General features: G+C 71.0%; 16 protein-coding genes. 9 read left to right on the plus strand and 7 right to left on the minus strand.

Features of this window, described 5'->3' with window-relative positions:
• A partial coding sequence (locus tag BKN37_RS08230) for a DNA glycosylase AlkZ-like family protein (RefSeq protein ID WP_165618304.1) occupies positions 1-675 on the minus strand: 675 nt, incomplete at its 3' end.
• A 3-nt stretch (positions 676-678) separates the two neighbouring features.
• Positions 679-906, minus strand: coding sequence for a hypothetical protein (locus BKN37_RS08235; protein WP_071024301.1), 228 nt, complete (start codon positions 904-906; stop codon positions 679-681).
• Between the two features lie 88 nt (positions 907-994).
• On the opposite strand from BKN37_RS08235, the gene BKN37_RS08240 reads away from it, so the two are divergent.
• Positions 995-1354: a nuclear transport factor 2 family protein gene (locus BKN37_RS08240; RefSeq protein WP_071024303.1), complete on the plus strand. Its 360-nt coding sequence runs from the start codon at positions 995-997 to the stop codon at positions 1352-1354.
• A gap of 13 nt (positions 1355-1367) precedes the next feature.
• Here BKN37_RS08240 and BKN37_RS08245 read toward each other — a convergent pair whose 3' ends face one another.
• The 3 genes from BKN37_RS08245 to BKN37_RS08255 form a co-directional block, all read right to left on the minus strand.
• Positions 1368-2726, minus strand: coding sequence for an alpha/beta hydrolase (locus BKN37_RS08245; RefSeq protein WP_071024368.1), 1359 nt, complete (start codon positions 2724-2726; stop codon positions 1368-1370).
• Positions 2727-2814: 88 nt separating this feature from the next.
• A complete protein-coding gene (gene lysX, locus BKN37_RS08250) occupies positions 2815-6123 on the minus strand; it encodes a bifunctional lysylphosphatidylglycerol synthetase/lysine--tRNA ligase LysX (RefSeq protein ID WP_071024305.1) in 3309 nt (1102 codons plus the stop codon).
• Between the two features lie 59 nt (positions 6124-6182).
• Positions 6183-6548 carry a DUF1844 domain-containing protein gene (locus tag BKN37_RS08255; protein WP_071024308.1) on the minus strand — a complete coding sequence of 122 codons (366 nt, stop codon included), beginning with the start codon at positions 6546-6548 and terminating at the stop codon, positions 6183-6185.
• A gap of 283 nt (positions 6549-6831) precedes the next feature.
• Between BKN37_RS08255 and infC the strand changes: the two genes are divergently transcribed.
• Genes infC through BKN37_RS08275 form a run of 4 tightly spaced genes read left to right on the plus strand, consistent with a single transcriptional unit; the run spans position 6832 to position 8877 of the window.
• On the plus strand, positions 6832-7428 hold the full coding sequence (infC, locus tag BKN37_RS08260; protein ID WP_083341664.1) for a translation initiation factor IF-3: 597 nt from the start codon (positions 6832-6834) through the stop codon (positions 7426-7428).
• A gap of 18 nt (positions 7429-7446) precedes the next feature.
• On the plus strand, positions 7447-7641 hold the full coding sequence (gene rpmI / locus BKN37_RS08265; RefSeq protein WP_071024312.1) for a 50S ribosomal protein L35: 195 nt from the start codon (positions 7447-7449) through the stop codon (positions 7639-7641).
• A 44-nt stretch (positions 7642-7685) separates the two neighbouring features.
• Complete coding sequence (gene rplT, locus BKN37_RS08270; protein WP_071024314.1) at positions 7686-8075, plus strand: 50S ribosomal protein L20; 390 nt, start codon at positions 7686-7688, stop codon at positions 8073-8075.
• 22 nt (positions 8076-8097) lie between these two features.
• A complete protein-coding gene (locus BKN37_RS08275; protein ID WP_071024316.1) occupies positions 8098-8877 on the plus strand; it encodes a TrmH family RNA methyltransferase in 780 nt (259 codons plus the stop codon).
• 109 nt (positions 8878-8986) lie between these two features.
• Here BKN37_RS08275 and BKN37_RS08280 read toward each other — a convergent pair whose 3' ends face one another.
• The gene (locus BKN37_RS08280; RefSeq protein WP_071024318.1) at positions 8987-10036 is read right to left on the minus strand and encodes an oxygenase MpaB family protein; all 1050 of its coding nucleotides are present in this window, start codon (positions 10034-10036) and stop codon (positions 8987-8989) included.
• A gap of 260 nt (positions 10037-10296) precedes the next feature.
• Here BKN37_RS08280 and BKN37_RS08285 point away from each other — a divergent pair, with 260 nt between their 5' ends.
• The 4 genes from BKN37_RS08285 (at position 10297) to pheT (ending at position 15633) form a co-directional block, all read left to right on the plus strand.
• A complete protein-coding gene (locus BKN37_RS08285; protein ID WP_071024320.1) occupies positions 10297-11172 on the plus strand; it encodes an adenylate/guanylate cyclase domain-containing protein in 876 nt (291 codons plus the stop codon).
• Positions 11173-11181: 9 nt separating this feature from the next.
• A complete protein-coding gene (locus tag BKN37_RS08290) occupies positions 11182-11988 on the plus strand; it encodes a rhomboid-like protein (protein WP_071024323.1) in 807 nt (268 codons plus the stop codon).
• A 106-nt stretch (positions 11989-12094) separates the two neighbouring features.
• On the plus strand, positions 12095-13138 hold the full coding sequence (gene pheS / locus BKN37_RS08295; RefSeq protein ID WP_071024325.1) for a phenylalanine--tRNA ligase subunit alpha: 1044 nt from the start codon (positions 12095-12097) through the stop codon (positions 13136-13138).
• Positions 13138-15633, plus strand: coding sequence for a phenylalanine--tRNA ligase subunit beta (pheT, locus tag BKN37_RS08300; RefSeq protein WP_071024327.1), 2496 nt, complete (start codon positions 13138-13140; stop codon positions 15631-15633). Before pheS ends, pheT begins: the two co-directional genes overlap by 1 nt.
• A 12-nt stretch (positions 15634-15645) precedes the next feature.
• On the opposite strand, the gene BKN37_RS08305 is transcribed toward pheT, so the two are convergent.
• Positions 15646-16278 (minus strand): maleylpyruvate isomerase family mycothiol-dependent enzyme, encoded by a 633-nt coding sequence (locus tag BKN37_RS08305; protein ID WP_071024329.1) that lies wholly within the window; start codon positions 16276-16278, stop codon positions 15646-15648.
• Positions 16279-16283 lie beyond the last annotated feature (5 nt).

Raw genomic sequence — 16283 nt, forward strand, 5'->3', positions numbered from 1 at the left:
ACCGCCGCCAGCTGGCTCGGCGGCCATCGGATCACCCGCGGCGCCGAGCCAGCTGGCGGCGGTGGCCCAACGCGGCCGCGACGCCGTCCAGGACGCGCCGTTGGGGCCGCGCACGATCTCGCCGCGGGCCGACAGCACGGTCAACACCCGCGGCGCCACGGGCGTCGCACCGCCGTACCGTTTTCCCGGCGCCGGATCGTAGGTGCCGGCCAATTCGGGGACGGCGGCGCGCAGCTCGGTGCTGGTGGCCGGGCCGTGCTCGTCGAGGTGTCGCAGCACCGCGGCGCCGGCCCGATCCAGCCACCGTGCACCGTCGGCGGCGACCCCGGCCTTGGCGACGTCGGCGATCAGGCGGCGACGCTCGGTGGCGGCGACCCGGTCGCTGGCCGCCGCCTGCACGGCCGGCAGCGCGGCGGAATCGATCAGCCACAGCGTGCGACGCATCGCCAGATGCTTCACCAGCGACCGCGCCTGGTACAGCTCGTGGTCCAGGTCGGCGGTGACAAAGCCCGCCGATCGCGCCCACAACGACAGATACGGGGTCGCCGGGTCGGTGCCATGCAGACCGATCAGCGCGCCCGCGATACCGGTGACGGGCTCGGCGGCACCCTCGGCGGCCAGGAAGTGTCTGCGCGCCAAACGGTTCCGCCGCTCGGCGACGGTAAAGGTCCGCACCGGTCAGGGCTTGTTCTCGCGCATCGACGCGCGGATCTGCTCCAGCCGTTCCGCGGCGGCGCGTTGCCGGGCCTCGAACTGTTCGTCCACGGCGGCCCCCGCGGCGGTCTCGGCGTCCAGTTCCGCGGCGCCCTGCGCGGCGCCGTACCGGGTTTCGATCTTCTCCCGCACCGCGTCGAAGGTGGGCACCCCGCCGGGGGTGTACTCGGGGTCGGTGGTCTCGTCGGGCATAGCGCCACCGTACTCCCAGGCCGCGAAGCGCCGGCCGGCCCCGAAAATCGTTGGGGACGCGGGCCGCCCCGATGCTACGGTGCGCGCCATGGACCTCGATGCGGTGGCCTTCAGCCAGCGGTGGTGCGAAAACTGGAACGCGCACGACGTGGATGCGGTGCTCCGCGATTTCCACGACGAGGTGGTGTTCACCTCACCGGTGGCCGCCAAGCTGCTGCCCGAGACGCGCGGCGTGGTGCGCGGCAAGCCCGCGCTGCGACGGTACTGGACCACCGCCGTGCACCGCATTCCCGAGCTCCGGTTCGTCGTCGAAGGTGTCTACCAGGGCATCGACACCGTCGTCATCACCTACCGCAACCACAACGGCCAGCTGGTCAACGAGGTGCTGAGGTTCCACGACGGCGCCGTTATCGAAGGCCACGGAACGTATCTCGTTGCCGGGCGCTGAGCACGCGCGGTGATCAGCGTGCGGCGGGGGAGGACAGGGGCAACCCCACCCGGGTGACGCCCGGGGTGCCGATCACCCCGGCCAACCAGGGCAGCGCGGCGCGGAACGCCTGCGCGGCGAACGGCCAATCGTGTTTGCCTGGCTGGGTGACCACCGCGCAATCGATGCCGACGGTACGGCCCAGCCGGCACAGCGATTGCGCCGCGGCCAGCTGCTCGCTGGCGGGAGTGGGTGAGGCCGGCCCCGCCGTCTCGGCGATGGGCACCACGGTGGTCGGCGACGAGGCGGCACCCCGGGTGGCGTTGACGTCGAACCAGCCCGACAGCCCGGTATAGCGGCCATGCCTGGTCATCACCGTGGTCGGGTCGAACGCGGCCCAGGCGTCGGCGTTGCCACCGAACAGCCGGGCGATGCTCTGCGCCTTGGTCCCGGAGCTGGGGCCCAGATCGCCGGCGATGTCGACGAACCCGCTGAACAGGTCGGGATGCATCACGGCCAGATCCACCGCGCAGGTGCCGCCCATCGACCAGCCGACGATGCCCCAGTTCTCCCGTCGCGGGCTGACCCCGAAATCCGAGATCAGGTAGGGCACCACGTCTTTGGTCAGGTGATCGGCGGCGTTGCCGCGGGGGCCGTTGACGCATTCGGTGTCGTTGTTGAACGAGCCCCCGGAGTCGACGAACACCACCACCGGGGCGTTGCCGCCGTGCGCCGCGGCGAAGTCGTCGAGGGTTTGCACGGCGTTGCCGGTGCGCAGCCAGTCGGCGGGGGTGTTGAACTCGCCGCCGATCATCATCACCGTCGGCAGGCTCGGCGGCGGGGTGTGGGTGAACCAGACCGGCGGCAGGTACACCAATTCGCCGCGGTGCCGGAAGTGTGAGGCGTCGGCCGGGATCGTCACCGGCAGCACCCGGCCCTGGCGCGGCAGCGTGCCCGCGGCCGTCATCGCCTCCAGCGTCGACCGATCGATCTGGCCGGGCAGCGGTCCCGCGGTCAGCTGATTCCAGGCGGTCTGCACGGTGGGGAAGTAGCCGACCCACAGGTTCAGCGCCAGCAAGGCGCTCAGCAGGCACGCCGACACGGCCAGCGCCGACGCGCCGCGCCGCCACCAGCGGGCGCTGCGCCACCCGAGCGCCGCGACCGCGGCGGCCAACCCGGTCAACGCAATCCAGACCCACAGCGCGGTCGGCGCCGGGTCGTCGGCCAGCCCGTTGGCCGCGATATACCAGTGCACCAAGGCCGCCGCCGCGACGCCCAGGACCGCGGCCACCGGCAGCCACAGCCGCCGCCAGCGCCGCGACCGCCAGCCGATCGCCGCCAGCAGCACCAGCACAGCGACGCACTGCACGGTCAGCGGCAGCCAGCCGTGCATCAACGACGTGTGCTCAGCGGCCAGCACCGAAGCGCTCACAGCATCATCGTGAGCTGCGACCCTGAGAGGGCGCTGTGATTCGGCGGCATCAGCGCAGCTTTGCCAGCGGGAAGGGCAGGGTCTCCCGGATGCTGCGCCCGGTGATCAGCATGACCACCCGGTCGATGCCCATCCCCAGGCCGCCGGTCGGCGGCATCGCGTACTCCATGGCCTGCAGGAAGTCCTCGTCGAGCTCCATCGCCTCCGGGTCGCCGCCGGCGGCCAGCAGCGACTGCTGCTGCAGCCGCCGCCGCTGCTCGACCGGGTCGGTGAGTTCGCTGTAGGCGGTGCCCAACTCCACCCCCCAGGCCACCAGATCCCAACGCTCGGCCACCCCGGGTTTGCACCGGTGCGGTCGGGTCAACGGGGACACCGACGTCGGGAAGTCGGTGTAGAACGTCGGCGCCTCGGTGCGGTCTTCGACCAGGTGCTCGTAGAGTTCCAGCACCACCGCGCCGGCATCCCACTGCTTGAGGTAGCGCACGTCGGCCGCGTCGCACAGCTTGCGCAGGGCGGCCAGCTCGGTGTCGGCGTCGATGTGCTCACCGAGCGCCTCGGAGACCGCGTCGTGCACGGTCTTCACCGGCCAGACCCCGGAGATGTCCACCGGCTGCAGGCCGCCGCCGTCGGTGGGCCGCATCACCACCTGGGCGCCGTGGGCGGCCTGCGCGGCGTTTTGGATCAGCTCCCGAGCGCCATCGATCCACACCCGATAGTCGGCGTGCGCCTGATAGGCCTCCAGCAGGGTGAACTCCGGGTTGTGGCTGAAGTCGACGCCCTCGTTGCGGAACGCGCGGCCCAGCTCGAACACCCGCTCCACCCCGCCGACGCACAACCGTTTCAGGTACAGCTCCGGCGCGATCCGCAGATACAGGTCCAGGTCGTAGGCGTTGATGTGGGTGACGAACGGACGCGCGTTGGCGCCGCCGTGGATCGGCTGCAGGATCGGGGTCTCCACCTCGAGGAATCCCTTGGCGTATAACGTTTGCCGGACGGCCTGTAACACGCTGCTGCGGGCGCTGATCAGCTCCCGGGAGTCGGTGTTGACCGCGAGGTCGACGTAGCGGCTGCGGACCCGGGCCTCCGGGTCGGTCAACCCCTTCCATTTGTCCGGCAGCGGGCGCAGGCATTTACCGATCAGTCGCCAGCTGTGCACGATCAACGACCGCGTCCCGGTCTTGCTGTCACCCAGCTGCCCGGTCACCTCCACCAGGTCACCGAGGTCGATCGCGTCGCTGAAATCAGCTGCCCGACCGTCCGCCAGCACCGAATTGTCCAGCAGCAGCTGCACTTCCCCCGACCAGTCGCGGAGCTGGGCGAACAGCACCCCGCCGAAGTCACGGATCCGCAGCACCCGGCCGGCCACCGAGACCACCGCGGTGTCGTCGGCCAGCGCCTGGGCCACCGTGTGGCTGGGCGGCCGTCCCACCGGGTAGGCGTCGACGCCGCGGTCCCGCAGGGTTTTCAGCTTGGCCAGCCGGACCCGCACCTGTTCCGGCAACCGGGTACGCCGTTCGCTGAACTCGGCGAGGTCGGCGGGCAATCCGGACAGGTCCGGGGCGGAGCCGTCGTGATGCAACAGCCCGGTCGACATCAGGGTGTCCGGCACCGACGTGTGGTGACCGGTGTGCTGTTCACCGCGCCGGGAAAACGGCAGCACCAAAAAGCCCTCGGCGATCACCGAGGCGATGCCGACCCGGGGGATCAGCCGGGCGTCTTCGTAGCAGGCGTAGCGCGGCACCCATTCCGGCTGGTACTTCATGTTCGAGCGGTACAGCGTCTCCAACTGCCACCACCGCGAAAAGAATTGCAGCAACCGCCGCCACAGCCGCGCGACCGGGCCGGCGCCGAGTTGCGACCCCTGCTCGAACGCCGACCGGAACATGGCGAAGTTCAACGAGATACGGCTGATGCCAATACCGTTCGCCTGCAAGGCGAGCTCGCTGACCATCAACTCGATGGTGCCGTTGGGGGACTGCGGTGAGCGGCGCATCAGATCCAGCGACACACCGCTTTGCCCCCACGGCACCAGCGACAGCATCGCCACCACGGCGCCGTCGCGGCCCACCGCCTCGACCAGCAGGCAGTCGGCGTCCGCCGGGTCCCCGAGCCGGCCCAGCGCCATGGAGAAACCGCGCTCGGAGTCGGTGTCCCGCCAGGCGTCGGCGCGCTCGATGACTTGGGCCATTTCGTCGGCGGGGATGTCGTGGTGGCGACGGAAGCGCACGGTCAGGCCCGCCCGGCGCGCCCGGGTCACCGCCTGACGCACCGCGCGCATATCCGGGCCGGACAGCCGGAAGCTCGACGGGTACAAGATGGCCTCGTCGCCGAGTTCCAGCGCGTTCAGCCCGGCCTCGCGGAACGCTTGCGCGCCTTGCGAACTGGCGCCCATCACGCCGGGTGTCCAGCCGTAGGCCTGGCACCGCCGCAGCCACGCCGCGATGGCCTGCGGCCACGCCTTGGGGTCGCCCACCGGGTCACCGCTGGCCAGGCAGACGCCAACTTCGACCCGATAGGTGATCGCGGCCCGCCCGCTGGGCGCGAACACCACCGACTTGTCCCGGCGGGTGGCGAAGTAGCCCAGCGAATCGTTCTTGCCGTACAACTCGAGCAGTCCGCGGATGGCGGACTCGTCCTCGCCGGTCAACGCGTTCTCGGCGCGCTGGGACAAAAACAGCACGACGGCCGCGGCGATCAACGCCAGCGCCCCGAACATCCCGAACACCGACCGCAGCACCACATCGGGTTTGCCCGCGAAAAAGCCCGGTTCGACCAGGGCAAACCCCACCACCCGGTTGACCACATAGGGCAGCCGAAACGGGCGTTGCAGGGTTCCGGGAAACAGTTCGACCAGCCCCCAGGACACCGCGATGCCGACCGCCCACCCGGCGACCAGCACCACCGCCGACCGCAGCAGCGCGCCGCGCCGGACCTTGGCCCAGAATTCGCGGTAGGCCAACAGCAGCAGCGTGATCGCAACCGCGTGCAGCGCCAGACCGATGATCGCGCCGACCCGGCCCACCGTGGTGGGGGTGCCGGCGGCGAGGGTGACGATGTTCCATCCGGCGGCGACGGCCAGATTGCCGAGCAGCAGCCACCACGCGATGCGTTTACGGGCGCTGGCCGCGGCGGCCAGCAGGGCGAGCACGAACGCCCACGCGATGCTGGTGTCGGGAAAGTTGAACAGGTAGTGGTCGACGAACTCGCGCGGAATTTTGATGATCCACCGGATCAGCGGCGACACGCTGCCCAGCAGCGACAGGGTGGCGGTCAGGCCGACGATCCAGCCGGCAGCCGACGGCACCCAGTGAAGCCGGGTGGTCGCCTTGCGTTGCGTGCGCGGCACGGTAACGGTCATAAGCCGCGAGGATATTCACTCAAACCAAGAATTGGGTGAACGGGAAGTCGGCACGCCGACTACCGGATCGGGCCGGTGTACTTCTCGCCGGGGCCCTGCCCGGGTTCGTCGGGCGATGCGCTGGCTTCCCGGAACGCCAACTGCAGGCTTTTCAGTCCGTCGCGCAGCGGACCGGCGTGGATCCCGAGGTACTGGGCGGACGCGGTCACCAGCCCGGCCAGGGCGGTGATCAGCCGCCGGGCCTCGTCGAGGTCCCGGTGTGGGCTGGCGTCGGGGTCCTCCGCGGACAAGCCGAGCTTCTCGGCGGCGGCGCTCATCAACATGACCGCCGACCGGGTGATCACCTCCACGGCGGGGATCTCGGCGAGCTCCCGCACCGGCGGGGTGCCGGAGCTGGGCGGTTGGATGTCAGGGTTGGGCTTCATGCCTGCTAGACTGGCATGCGCGACCGTCCCGGCGAACGCCAGGACAGCAAGTGGAGTCCCACTCCCACCGTTGGCCGAATCGGCTCAGCGGTCCGGTCACGGGCATCGGGTGATGCTCGTTCTGCGCGGCGCGCAGGTGGCTTTCCTTGACCGGAAGCCATGATCGGTCGGCATCGGGCCCTGCTTCATGCAGGGCTTTTTCGCTGATGGGGCGACTTTCACCAGCTGATTCGGGGATCGATCAGGCGGCGGTCGTGAGCGAAAGACTACCCAGGGAGGTCCCATCAGCACTGAGATCCGCGTCAACGAGCGCATCCGCGTACCTGAAGTCCGATTGATCGGGCCGGGTGGGGAGCAGGTAGGCATCGTGCGCATCGAAGACGCCCTTCGCGTCGCCGCGGATGCCGATCTCGACCTTGTCGAAGTCGCCCCGAACGCCAGACCGCCGGTCTGCAAAATCATGGACTACGGCAAGTACAAGTACGAGACGGCACAGAAGGCGCGCGAGTCTCGCAAGAACCAGCAGCAGACCGTCGTCAAGGAACAAAAGCTGCGACCCAAGATCGACGACCACGACTACGAAACCAAAAAAGGTCACGTGGTCCGCTTCCTGGAGGCGGGGTCGAAGGTCAAGGTCACCATCATGTTCCGCGGACGCGAGCAGTCCCGCCCCGAGCTGGGGTATCGGCTGCTGCAGCGGCTGGGCGCCGACGTCGCCGACTACGGATTCGTGGAGACCTCCGCCAAACAGGACGGCCGCAACATGACGATGGTGCTGGCGCCGCATCGCGGTGCGAAGACGCGCGCCAAGGCCGCCGAACAAGCCGGCGCGGCCGGCGTCCAACCCGCCCCCGGCGAGACCAAGCCGTCGTCGAACTGACCACAGAACTGAGGACACATGCCCAAGGCCAAAACCCACAGCGGTGCCGCGAAGCGGTTCCGGCGCACCGGAACCGGCAAGATCGTGCGCCAGAAGGCGAACCGCCGACACCTGCTCGAGCACAAGCCCACCAAACGCACCCGACGGCTGGATGGCCGCACCGAGGTGGCGGCTAACGACACCCGGCGGGTCAACAAGATGCTGAACGGCTGACGAGCAGTCATCCCATTCATTCCGAACAAGAATAGGAACACCCAATGGCACGCGTGAAGCGGGCAGTCAACGCCCAGAAGAAGCGGCGCACCGTCCTGAAGGCCTCCAAGGGCTACCGTGGCCAGCGGTCCCGGCTCTACCGCAAAGCCAAAGAGCAGCAGCTGCATTCGCTGACCTACGCCTACCGCGACCGTCGCGCCCGCAAGGGTGAATTCCGCAAGCTGTGGATCTCCCGGATCAACGCGGCGGCCCGCGCCAACGGCATCACCTACAACCGGCTGATCCAGGGCCTCAAGGCCGCTGGCGTCGAGGTGGACCGCAAGAACCTCGCCGAGATCGCGATCGACGACCCGCAGGCGTTCACCGCGCTGGTCGACATCGCCCGCACGGCGCTGCCCGAGGACGTCAACGCCCCGTCCGGCGAGGCGGCCTGAGCGCCCCGAGCGCCTAACGCCGATGCTCACCGAACGCTCGGCCCGGGTGGTCGCGGCGGTCAAACTGCATCGGCATGTCGGTCGGCGCCGCGCCCAGCGGTTCCTGGTCGAAGGCCCCAACCTGGTGGAAGCCGCGGCGCGGCGCGGCCTGGTGCGCGACATCTTCGCCACCGAGGCCGCCGCGCGGCGGCACGCCGCCCTGCTGGACGGCCCGCCGGTGCACCTGGTGACCGAACGCGCCGCAAAGGCGTTGTCGGACACCGTCACTCCGTCCGGGCTGGTGGCGGTGTGCGAACCGCCGGACACCGAGCTGACCGACGTGCTGGCGGCGGGCCCCCGGCTGATCGCGGTGGCGGTCGGGGTCGGCGAACCGGGTAACGCCGGCACCCTGATCCGGGTCGCCGACGCGATGGGGGCCGCCGCGGTGCTGCTGACCGGCAACAGCGTCGACCCCTATAACGGCAAGTGCCTGCGCGCCTCGGCGGGCAGCATCTTTTCCGTCCCCGTCGTCGAGGTGCCCGACCCGCCCGCCGCCGTCGCCGCCCTGCACGACGCCGGGCTACAGGTGCTGGCCACCGCCCTGGACGGCCGGCTGTCCCTGGACGACGCCGAACCCCGGCTCGCCCGGCCGACCGCCTGGCTGTTCGGGCCCGAGGCGCATGGCCTGTCGGCCGACGTCGCCGCGCTGGCCGACCACCGGGTGCGGATCCCGATGTCCGGCGGCGCGGAGAGCCTCAACGTCGCCGCCGCCGCGGCGATCTGCCTTTACCAAAGCGCCCGCGCCCAGCGGTTAGAGCGTTAGGCGCCAGGCGCCAAATGGTCCCGAGTGGGAATTTCACGACGCGACACGCCAGTGACCCGTCGCCAAATTCCCCCTCGCGGGGGAGCGCCCGCGCCCAGTCGGCGCAATCTCAGGCGGCCGCACGGCGGCCCCGGCTCGCCCGGGCGCCGGCCAGCGACAAGGTGGTGTGCACCAGCGACCCGGCCCGCTCGACCAGGGTCTTGCGCCGCGGAAAGTAGTGCATCGGCAGCCCGCGCCGGTCCCGCGGCGGCGCCATGAAGCTGGGTGCCTCGATCAGCGGCGCGTCGGCCGGGATGCGGCCCGCCGCGCGGCGGTAGCCGGCCAGTGCCCGCGGATGCAGCCGGATCTCGTCCGGGACGAACAGGAACGCCACCTCGACGGCCTTGCCGAACAGCCGCAGCAGCACCTCGTCGCCGGGCGTCCAGCGCATCCCCGCCTTCTCCCGCACCGCCGGGTCGAACAGCCCGGCCGCGATCCAGCGCTGGCCGGCCAGGTACGGCTTGAACAACTGATCCCACACCGGGGTGGGCATCAGCACGAACTTCGGTTTGGGGATGCGCATGTGGAAGATGTCCAGGGTGGCCTGGTTGATCTCCAGTTCCTCCCGGCATTTGCGGTCCCAGTACTCGCAGAACTCCTCCCAGGACCCCGGCACCGGCCGCATGCTCATCCCGTACATCCGGTACCACTGCACATGCTCGTCGAACAGCTGCCGCTTCTCGGCCTCGGTCAGCCCACCGCAGAAGTATTCGGCGACCTTGATCACCAGCATGAAGAAGGTGGCGTGCGCCCAGTAGAAGGTGTCCGGATTCAGCGCGTGGTAACGCCGTCCGGCGCCGTCGACGCCCTTGATGGTGTGGTGGAAGTTCTTGATCTGCTCGCCGGTCTGCGCCGAGCGCTCGCCGTCGTAGACCACCCCCATGATCGGGTAGACCGAGCGCGCCACCCGTTGCAGCGGTTCGCGCAGCAGGATCGAATGGTCTTCGACGCCGGCGCCCAGCTCGGGATACATGTTCTGGATCGCGCCGATCCACACGCCCATCAAGCCGGTGCGCAGGTCCCCGAAGTACTTCCAGGTCAGCGAATCGGGGCCCAGCGGCGCCGGATCGGCCTGGCTGCGACGCGAGGGGGATGTGGTGGACGTCGACGGTGTGTTCATCACGGCCTCCTGGGGACAGGTACCCCCCACGATAATGTTGACAACGCATGTTGTCGATGATTTCGACGACGCGTCGCGGGGTGTCGTTGCCGGCTGGCTACACTGCCGTAGTAACGCCGTGACCAGGGTTTTTGCCGAACTCGCGTGGCGGACACCACTGCGGTGGGCGTTGCCGGTGGCGGCGCGCGGCACATACCCTGGCGCAAGTGGACCGCGAGCCCTCTGATCAGGGGTCCGGCACTCTCGAGAAGGTGGGGACCATGCCGGATCCGATCCCGCCGCCGCGGCATTCCCCGTTGTCGGTCAGCGGCGTGGCGGCGTGGCTGCGCAACACCAACAACAGTCCCGGGTTGATCGAGGCGATCCGGCGGGCCCGACGGGTACTGCCCGGTGACCCGGAGTTCGGTGACCCGCTGTCCACCGCCGGCGAGGGTGGCCCCCGCGCCGCCGCCCGCGCCGCCGACCGGTTGATGGGGGATCGCGGGGCGGCCTCCCGGGAGGTCAGCCTGGGCGCGCTGCAGGTCTGGCAGGCGTTGACCGAGCGGGTGTCCCGCCGGCCGGCCAACCCCGAGGTGACCCTGGTGTTCACCGATCTGGTCGGGTTCTCGACGTGGTCGCTGCGCGCCGGCGACGACGCGACCCTGACCCTGCTGCGGCGGGTGGCGCAAGCGGTGGAACCGCCGCTGCTCGACGCCGGCGGCCACATCGTCAAACGGATGGGCGACGGCATCATGGCGGTGTTCCGCGACCCGCTGATCGCCGTCGGTGCGGTGCTCGCCGCGCAGGACGCCATCAAAACCGTCGAGGTCCAGGGGCACACCCCCCGGATGCGGGTCGGGATCCACACCGGCCGGCCGCAGCGGCTGGCCGACGACTGGCTCGGCGTCGACGTCAACATCGCCGCCCGGGTGATGGAGCGCGCCGCCCGGGGCGGCATCGTGGTGTCCAGCACCGCCCTGGACCAGATTTCGCAGACCGATTTGGACGCCCTGGGGGTGGTCGCCAAGCGGGCCCGTCGGCAGGTGTTCGGCGCCAAACCCACCGGGGTGCCGCCGGAACTGGCGATGTACCGGCTCGAAACTCGTAGGGAGTTTCCAGGTACCCCCCAGCCCGACGACCCGGACGTCGAGGCATAGTAGAACCCGATGGTTATCGAATTGTTATCCCGGCTGGCGCGGGTCCGGGTGACGGTCGGCTACGCGACGGCGTTGCTGACGGTGGCCACGACGCTGCTGGTGCTGGGGCCGCAGACGCAGGAACAGGTCATCCGCAACGCCAGCACCAACCTGCACAATCTGAGCCACGGGCACCTGGCCACGCTGCTGGGCAGCGCGTTCGTCCCGGATGCCGCGGGCGGCCCGGTGTACCTGTGGCTGCCGGGCCTGGTGTGCCTGCTCGCGCTGGCCGAGCTGCTGTGGCGCAGCGGCCGGCTGGCGCTGGTGTTCGCGGTCGGGCATATCGGCGCCACGCTGCTGGTCGCGACCGGTCTGACCGCCGCGCTGAAGCTGGGCTGGCTGCCGGTGTCGGTCAGCTTCGCCCGCGATGTCGGGATGAGCTACGGCGCGGCCGCGGTGCTGGGCGCGCTGACCGCGGCGATCCCGGCGCGGTGGCGGCCGGCGTGGATCGGCTGGTGGGTGTCGGTCGCGCTGGGCACGGCCGCGTTGTGCGCCGACTTCACCGACGTCGGGCACGCCACCGCGGTGCTGCTGGGCATGCTGGTGGCCACCCGGTTGGGCGGGCCGACCCGCTGGACCCGGGTGCGGTATGCGCTGCTGGCGGTGTCGGCGGTGTTCGGCTTCGTGGTGCTGGCCCACACCGGTGTCTCGGTGCTGGCCGGGGTGGGGCTGGGCACGCTGGGCGCCGTGGCGGCCGACCGGATCGCCCGCCGCCGTTGGGCGCGCAGGTCACTGGCGGTTCCGCTGGTCACCGCCCAGCCGGCGCTGTCGCGCTGACGGCTCAACCGCGCGCCGGAACCGGCCGGGTCGAGCACTTATATGATCAGCACTTGCGTCACATCCGTGCCGCAGTCCCTGGCATCCGTGAGGAGAACGCCGCCGCGTGGCTGAGCACCCCGTCGACCTGTCCGAGGAGGCATTGACCAAAGCGGTCAGTGCGGCCCGGCACGCCTTCGACCTGGCCGCCGATTTGGACGCGCTGGCGCGCGCCAAGACCGAACACCTCGGGGACCGGTCGCCGCTGGCCCAGGCCCGCCAGGCGCTGGCGACGCTGCCCAAGGCCGACCGCGCCGACGCCGGTAAGCGGGTCAACTCCGCGCGCGGCGAGGCCCAGCGCGGCTACGACGAGCGGCTGGCCGCGCTGCGGGCCGAGCGGGACGCCGCGGTGCTGGTCGCCGAGAGCATCGACGTCACCCTGCCGTCGACCCGGCAGCCGATCGGGGCCCGCCACCCGATCACGATTCTGGCCGAGCGGATCGCCGACACCTTCGTAGCGATGGGGTGGGAGCTGGCCGAAGGGCCCGAGGTCGAGGCCGAACACTTCAACTTCGACGCGCTGAACTTCCCGGTGGATCATCCCGCCCGCAGCGAACAGGACACCTTCTACATCGCGCCGGAGGATTCGCGGCAGGTGCTGCGCACCCACACCTCCCCGGTGCAGGTGCGCGCCCTGCTGGGCCGGGAGCTGCCGGTCTACATCGTCTCGATCGGCCGCACCTTCCGCACCGACGAGCTCGACGCCACCCACACCCCGGTGTTCCATCAGGTCGAGGGCCTGGCGGTGGACCGGGGCCTGACCATGGCGCACCTGCGCGGCACCCTGGACGCGTTCGCCCGTGCCGAGTTCGGGCCGTCGGCGCGCACCCGGTTCCGGCCGCACTTTTTCCCGTTCACCGAGCCGTCGGCCGAGTTCGACATCTGGTTCGCCAACAAGAAGGGCGGCCCCGGCTGGGTGGAGTGGGGCGGCTGCGGGATGGTGCACCCCAACGTGTTGCGGTCGGTGGGCATCGACCCGCAGGTGTACTCCGGTTTCGCGTTCGGCATGGGCCTGGAGCGCACCGTGCAATTCCGCAACGGCATCCCGGACATGCGCGACATGGTCGAGGGCGACGTCCGGTTCTCGTTGCCGTTCGGGGTCGGCGTCTGATGCGGGTTCCCTACAGCTGGCTGCGTGAGGTGGTGGCGGCCGGGGCGCCGGGCTGGGAGGTGTCCGCCGACGAGCTGGAGCAGACCCTGATCCGGATCGGCCACGAGGTCGAAGAGGTGATCGCGCTCGGCCCGGTCCGCGGCCCGCTGACCGTGGGGCGGGTGCTCGAGATCGAGGAGCTCACCGAGTTCAAGAAGCCGATCCGGGCCTGCCGGGTCGACGTCGGCGACGACGCTCCCCGTGACATCATCTGCGGTGCAACGAACTTCGCGGTGGGCGACCTGGTGGTGGCGGCGCTGCCGGGCACCGTGCTGCCCGGGGACTTCACCATCGCCGCCCGCAAAACCTACGGCCGCACCTCCGACGGGATGATCTGCTCGGCCACCGAACTCGGCTTGGGCGCCGACCAGTCCGGCATCCTGGTGCTGCCGCCGGGCACCGCCGACCCCGGCGCCGACGGGATCGCCACCCTCGGCCTCGACGACGTGGTGTTCCACCTGGCGATCACCCCGGACCGCGGCTACTGCATGTCGGTGCGCGGCCTGGCCCGCGAGATCGCCTGCGCCTACGGCCTGGACTTCGTGGACCCCGCCTCCCGGGAGGTGGTGCCGGCGCTGCCCGCCGACGGCCAGGCCTGGCCGCTGACCGTGGATGCGGCCACCGGGGTGCGCCGGTTCGCGCTGCGCCCGGTCACCGGGATCGATCCGGCGGCGGTGTCGCCGTGGTGGCTGCAGCGACGGCTGCTGCTGTGCGGGATCCGGGCCATCTCCCCGGCCGTGGACGCCACCAACTACGTGATGCTCGAACTCGGGCACCCGATGCACGCCCACGACCGGGGCCGCATCACCGGGGATTTCGCGGTGCGGTTCGCCGCGCCCGGCGAGACCGTGGTCACCCTCGACGACATCGAGCGTCGGCTGGATCCCGCCGACGTGCTCATCGTCGACGACGTCGCCACCGCGGCGATCGGCGGGGTGATGGGGTCGGGCACCACCGAGATGCGTGACGACTCCACCGATGTGCTGCTGGAGGCCGCGGTGTGGGATCCGGCGGCGGTGTCCCGCACCGCGCGTCGGTTGCACCTGCCCAGCGAGGCGGCCCGCCGCTACGAACGGGTCGTCGACCCGGGTATCTCGGTGGCCGCGCTGGACCGCTGCGCCGCGCTGCTCGCCGACATCGCCGGCGGGGTGGCCGAACCGGCCCTGACCGATTGGCGCGGCGACCCGCCGGCCGCCGAATGGACAGGGCCGCCGATCGCGATCGCCGCCGACCTGCCCGACCGGATCGCCGGGGCGGACTATCCGGAGGGCACCACCGCGCGGCGGCTGACCCAGATCGGTGCCGTGGTGGACCGCGACGGCGACACGTTGAGGGTGACGCCGCCGAGTTGGCGCCCGGACCTGCGACAACCCGCCGACCTGGTCGAGGAGGTGCTGCGGCTGGAGGGGCTGGAAACCATCCCGTCGGTGCTGCCGTCGGCGCCGCCCGGGCGGGGACTGACCGCGGTGCAGCGGCGGCGCCGCGCGGTCAGCAAATCGCTGGCGCTGGACGGCTACGTCGAAGTGCTGCCCACCCCGTTTTTGCCGGCCGGTGTCTTCGACGCCTGGGGGTTGCCGGCCGACGATCCGCGCCGGGTCACCACCGCGGTGCTCAACCCGTTGGAAGCCGACCGCCCCCAACTGGCCAGCACGCTGCTGCCAGGGCTGTTGGAAGCGTTGGGACGCAACGTGTCCCGCGGCATCGTCGACGTCTCGGTGTACGCCATCGCCCAGGTGGTGCAGCCCACCGGGCAGAGCGGCGGGCTGGATCGGCTGCCGGTGGACCGCCGGCCGACGCCGGCCGAGGTCGCGGCGGTCGACGCGTCGCTGCCGCGGCAACCGCAGCACGTCGCGCTCGCCCTGACCGGGCTGCGGGAGCGCCGCGGGCCGTGGGGGCCGGGCCGGGCCGCCGAGGCCGCCGACGCGTTCGATGCGGTGCGGACGATCGCCCGGGCCTGCGGGGTGCAGGTGGTGCTGCGCGCCGCCCAGTACCTGCCGTGGCATCCGGGGCGCTGCGCGGCGGTGCTGGTCGGTGACACGGTGATCGGGCACGCCGGGCAGCTGCACCCCGCGGTGATCGAACGGACCGGTCTGCCCAAGGGCACCTGCGCGGTGGAGCTGAACCTGGACGCCGTCCCGATCACCGAGGCGACGCCGGCGCCGCGGGTGTCGCCGTTCCCGGCGGTGTTCCAGGACATCGCGCTGGTGGTGGACGCCGGGGTGCCCGCCCAGGCGGTGCTCGACGCGGTGCGCGACGGGGCCGGGGAGCTGCTGGAGGACGCCCAGCTGTTCGACGTGTACACCGGCCCGCAGGTCGGTGCGGCGCACAAGTCGCTGGCGTTCGCGTTGCGGTTCCGGGCGAGCGATCGCACCCTGACCGAGGACGAGGCCAGCGCGGCCCGGGATGCCGCCGTCGCCCGCGCCGCCGAGACCGTCGGCGCCGTGCTGCGGGGTTAGTGATCGACGGGGTCAACCATTCCGCAATAACTCCGCGCCCTCGCCACTGAGATGTTGCAGGGCAGCCGATTCGCGTCCGGTTGCCAGCAGGAGCAGCGCCGAAACCGGACCCTCGATGAGGGGCCCGGCGCCCACGGCCCACTCGGTGTCCACCGCGCGCAGCCGGTAGGGCGCCAACCGCGCGGCCGCGCGGAAGGGGAACCGCGGGTTCCAGACCCGGTCGATCGCCAGCCGCGCTGCCTCGGTAGGCATGTCGCGACGGACGCCGAGCGGAACCGCGATGTCCTGGCCGTGCACCAGCAGGTCCATCAGCCGATCCGTGGGCGTGGTGCCGACGGGGGTGACGTGTGCCCCGATCGTGCTAGCCATCTCGTCGAGCAGCGCCCGGTCATCGAGCTGTGCGGCATGACGAATCGCGGTATCGCGCACCATGCGGTTGACACCGCCGCGAGCCCGCAGCAGATTGATCAGGATTTGACCAACCCCGGCGCGGGTGGAGAGCACCAGATGGGCGACGACATCCCGGATCTGCCACTGCGCACAGAGGCTGGCATGGCGCCACTGCGATGCGGTGAGGTGTTCCAGTAGGTGCAGCAGGCTGCGCCGCTCGGCGTCGACGGCTCGCCAGATGTCCTCGGTGTTCACAGTGT

Origin of the sequence: Mycobacterium talmoniae, from assembly GCF_001854525.1 — a bacterium.
GTDB classification, from domain to species: domain Bacteria; phylum Actinomycetota; class Actinomycetes; order Mycobacteriales; family Mycobacteriaceae; genus Mycobacterium; species Mycobacterium talmoniae.